The organism is Chitinimonas sp. (assembly GCF_036568685.1).
In the GTDB taxonomy this organism is placed as follows: Bacteria; Pseudomonadota; Gammaproteobacteria; order Burkholderiales; family Chitinimonadaceae; genus Chitinimonas.
On record NZ_DATCSC010000149.1, the window covers coordinates 1 to 3,564 of the forward strand.

Genomic DNA, 3,564 nt, shown 5'->3' on the forward strand with positions numbered 1-3,564 from the left:
GCGCAGCAGGTCCTCGAACACATAGGTGCGTAGGTTGCCGATATGGGCGTAGTCGTAGACCGTCGGGCCGCAGCAATAGAGCCCTACCTCATCGGTCCGTAGGGGCTGGAACTCGCGCAGGCTGCGCGTGTAGGTGTCGTAGAGATACAGGGCCAAAGGGGAGCTCCAGAATGAAAATGGCCGCAGGTCTTGCGACGCTGCGGCCATGAGGAAAGTGGTATTGCCGGTCTGCTAAACGCAACCCTCCCCAGGCCGTTGCGGACAACAAGCCAGTGCCTTGCGAGCGAGGGAGGGGAGAGGGCGGTGCATGGGACTCATGCTAAGGGGCGGTGCGGAGCGCGGTCAAGTTGCGGCGGTGGGTGTTTGGCGTGTCGGAATAGCTGACAGTGCACTGTCGGTGATTTTGTAAGTTATTGATTTATATAAAGTGGTTTGATTTATGCTTGCAATGTCGTACATCCCCGTTTGCGTTTCTATGGTGCCTAAGGGGCAATGACAAAATAGCAGTATTGTACTGGCGGATAATTTATAAATTATTGATTTTTAAGCAGTTTTTTGATTTTGTAATGTCGTGCGTCCCTGCTTCCGCTTCATATAGTGCGAAAGGGTCTATGATGAAATTGCAATATCTTGTGATTGCAATGCTAGCTGGTGTCTCGCTCTCGAGTGTTGCTGCGCAACGAGGTTCCTACCTTACCTCGACCCGCATTCAGGATTGTGGCGGCTGCGAAAATTATCTTACCGGCCAAACGCAGGGCAGTAGCCCGTTCGCGCTGCCGCCTATGCAGGTCAACATTGCCTGGATAGACGGGGACGGCACCACGCTTCCCGCCCTGCCGCCGTTCCCACCCAAGTTTTCCGACCCGCCGCCCGCGCCAGCGGGGCCGCCTGCTGCTGGCAGCAATGGCTCTTCCGGCGGTAGCCAAGCCGGTGGTGGCGGCCCAAGCGGTGGTTCTGGTGGCGCCGGAGCCGGTGGCGACGGCCCTCCCGCACCGCCACATGGCGGCCCCAAAGTCCCACCACCCAGCCCGGATCAAGGCCCGCCGCCGCAGGGTGTGCCGCCGCTCAAGGCCGTGCTGCTTGACCTGCTGCCGCCAGACGATGACCCGGGCGACAGCCTGCCGACCTTTGTCGAGGCCGCGGTGCTGCCACCTGAGAATAACGCGGTGATACTGGCGGTACCGGAGCCTGGCTTGCTCGCGCTACTCGGCGTGGCTGCGCTCGGCTTGCTGGCTACCAGTAGAAAGCGTCCACGACAAGGCTAGCGCATGCTCAGGGAGATAGGCTGGGGCGGGCCGGTAGGGTACTGCCTCTCCCCTGTTTTCCTGTCTCAACCTTCGCGCTTGCCGGCCCCTTGGGGCTGGGCGACCGCCCGCAAGGGGATGGGTTCGGACATTACGATCGAGGTCCGTGTCTCGCCGTATTGATTGATGCTGCCAACGAATTGCTCCAGGTGGCGGATATCGCGCGTGACCACCTTGAGGATGTAGGAATCCTGCCCGGTGACATGCAGGCATTCGAGCACCTCAGGCAGGGTCTGCAGCTTGGCGATGAACTTGGCCTTGCCCGGCTGGCCGGTGGTGATGCCGATCAGCGCCATCACGCCGTAGCCGGCCTGCTCGGGGGATACCACCGCCCGGTAGCCCTGGATCACTCCAGCCTCTTCCAGCCGTTTGAGCCGCTCCGAAGTAGCCGGCACCGAGAGCGCTACCTTGCTGGCCAGCTCGGTCAGCGAAATACGTCCATCCGCCTGCACCGCTTGCAGGATCTTCCAGGATTTGGCGTCGAGTTCCATAAAAATCCTATGCAATTGGCTCGTTTCGCCAGAATAGCTTAGGTTAGATCGGCATTCTTCCTTTGTTTGCCTAAATACGCGCCACGTTCCCCGGCGCACACTGTGTGCATCGTTTTGAGGGGAGTGGTGAGATGGATTTCGCCTTGCTGGGCCGGTCGGTACTGATGGGTCTATCTATTGCGGCCCCGGTGGGGCCGATCGGTTTGTTGTGCATGCAGCGTACCTTGCAGCACGGGCCGCGTATCGGTTTTGTCAGCGGGTTGGGCGCGGCCAGTGCCGATGCGCTCTACGGTGCGCTGGGGGCCTTTGGTATGGTGGGCGTGACGGCGGTCTTCGTTGCGCTGGCGCAGCCGCTGGCTGCTGCCGGTGCGTTGTTCCTGGCCTGGATGGCTTGGCAGCTCTGGCGTGGCGGTGCGGCAGCAAAGCCCGCAGCCGCCGGTGAGCGGCCCGGTGCCTGGGCGGCCTATGGTTCGGTGCTGGCGCTCACGCTGAGCAACCCCATGACCATACTGAGCTTTGTCGCCATCTTTGCCGGCTTGGGCGGCGGCATGGCGAACGACGGTCCGGCCGCCGGCACCATGGTGCTGGGTGTGGCCTTGGGTTCGGCGGCCTGGTGGCTGTTATTGGCTTTGGGCATGGCCGTGCTGCGTGAGCGCATCACGGCCGCATGGCTGCTTGCCATCAACCGTCTGGCGGCCTTGGTCCTGCTGGGCTTTGCCGGCTGGCAGCTGGCGCGGCTGGCCGGGGCGTAAGGCCTGGTTCAGGGGGCGCGGTTGATGACGGCCTCAATCCGGTACCCGTCGGGGTCGATCACAAAGGCGGCATAGTAGTGCGGACCATAGTCAGGCCGCAGGCCGGGTGCACCATTGTCCTGCCCGCCATGGGCCAGGGCGGCGGTATGGAAGCGGTCCACCGCCTCGCGGCTTGGGGCGGTAAAGGCCAGGTGAAAACCGGCGCCGGGTGGGCTGGCGGCCGTACCGCGCTGCTTGATGGCAAAGAGATCCTTGCCGGTCTCCAGCCCATAGCCCACGGCAGAATCCGGTTCACCGTCTTCGATGTCCTCCCAGACCCGGCCGTAGCCCAGTGCCGCGAGGGTGGCATCGTAGAAGGCAGCTGCGCGGTCGATGTCGGCGACGCCGAAGGAGAGGTGGTGGAGCATGGGTCGTCCGGGGCGGGTGGGGTAAGTCAATTGCAAGAATTGTAAGCGAGCGGAAATACATTTTTACCTTCGTGGGCGCAAAGCCGCGACGTGGGCATTTTTTGCGGTCAAACCTGGAAACAATTCCGCCTCCTGGGCGTCTTGTCCGGCCCGCGCTGGGGCTGCGATGCTGGCCGCACCTTTTCCAGGAACCCTGCCATGCACACCAAGATTGCACTTTTGCTTGCCCTCATCGGCGCTACCAGCCTTGCCCTGGCTGACAACCCGCCGCAGGGCGGCCGCCCGCCCGGTCCGCCCCCTATCGATACCGCCAGTTGTGCCGGCAAGGCGGTGGGTACGGCCACCCAGATCACCACCCCGGACGGCCGCGTGCTCAAGGGAACCTGCCAGTTGGCCTTTGTGCCGGACTTCAAGGACGCGCCACCTCCGCCGTCCGGCGCCAAGTGAGCCCCTGTTTGCCCGAGCCGGAGAACAATATGTCCAAGTTTCCCGATAACGCACTCTCGCTGAACCGTCGTCGCGCCATTGGTGCGATCTCGGCCCTGGGGGCCTTTTCCATTGTCAACTGCAGTGGCGGTGGTACCGACAGCACGAACAGCAGCGGTAGCAC

5 protein-coding genes and 1 pseudogene are annotated in these 3,564 nt (G+C 62.7%); 3 read left to right on the forward strand and 3 right to left on the reverse strand.

The annotated features are described in order from the left end of the window. Window positions 1-207, reverse strand: a pseudogene (locus VIM95_RS23435) (hypothetical protein); the annotation flags it as partial. A gap of 575 nt (window positions 208-782) precedes the next feature. Between VIM95_RS23435 and VIM95_RS22100 the strand changes: the two are divergent. After that, a complete protein-coding gene (locus VIM95_RS22100; protein ID WP_331990077.1) occupies window positions 783-1,265 on the forward strand; it encodes a PEP-CTERM sorting domain-containing protein in 483 nt (160 codons plus the stop codon). 65 nt (window positions 1,266-1,330) lie between these two features. Here VIM95_RS22100 and VIM95_RS22105 read toward each other — a convergent pair whose 3' ends face one another. Then, the gene (locus VIM95_RS22105; protein ID WP_331990079.1) at window positions 1,331-1,795 is read right to left on the reverse strand and encodes an Lrp/AsnC family transcriptional regulator; all 465 of its coding nucleotides are present in this window, start codon (window positions 1,793-1,795) and stop codon (window positions 1,331-1,333) included. A gap of 131 nt (window positions 1,796-1,926) precedes the next feature. On the opposite strand from VIM95_RS22105, the gene VIM95_RS22110 reads away from it, so the two are divergent. Continuing rightward, window positions 1,927-2,547 (forward strand): LysE family translocator, encoded by a 621-nt coding sequence (locus VIM95_RS22110; RefSeq protein ID WP_331990082.1) that lies wholly within the window; start codon window positions 1,927-1,929, stop codon window positions 2,545-2,547. A gap of 8 nt (window positions 2,548-2,555) precedes the next feature. On the opposite strand, the gene VIM95_RS22115 is transcribed toward VIM95_RS22110, so the two are convergent. Then, on the reverse strand, window positions 2,556-2,954 hold the full coding sequence (locus VIM95_RS22115) for a VOC family protein (RefSeq protein ID WP_331990084.1): 399 nt from the start codon (window positions 2,952-2,954) through the stop codon (window positions 2,556-2,558). A gap of 198 nt (window positions 2,955-3,152) precedes the next feature. Here VIM95_RS22115 and VIM95_RS22120 point away from each other — a divergent pair, with 198 nt between their 5' ends. Next, window positions 3,153-3,401, forward strand: coding sequence for a hypothetical protein (locus VIM95_RS22120; protein WP_331990086.1), 249 nt, complete (start codon window positions 3,153-3,155; stop codon window positions 3,399-3,401). Window positions 3,402-3,564 lie beyond the last annotated feature (163 nt).

Coding starts and splice junctions, on each gene's coding strand:
- VIM95_RS22100 (WP_331990077.1), top strand. CDS start 783: ATGCAGGTCAACATTGCCTGGATAGACGGGGACGGCACCACGCTTCCC.
- VIM95_RS22105 (WP_331990079.1), bottom strand. CDS start 1,795: ATGGAACTCGACGCCAAATCCTGGAAGATCCTGCAAGCGGTGCAGGCG.
- VIM95_RS22110 (WP_331990082.1), top strand. CDS start 1,927: ATGGATTTCGCCTTGCTGGGCCGGTCGGTACTGATGGGTCTATCTATT.
- VIM95_RS22115 (WP_331990084.1), bottom strand. CDS start 2,954: ATGCTCCACCACCTCTCCTTCGGCGTCGCCGACATCGACCGCGCAGCT.
- VIM95_RS22120 (WP_331990086.1), top strand. CDS start 3,153: ATGCACACCAAGATTGCACTTTTGCTTGCCCTCATCGGCGCTACCAGC.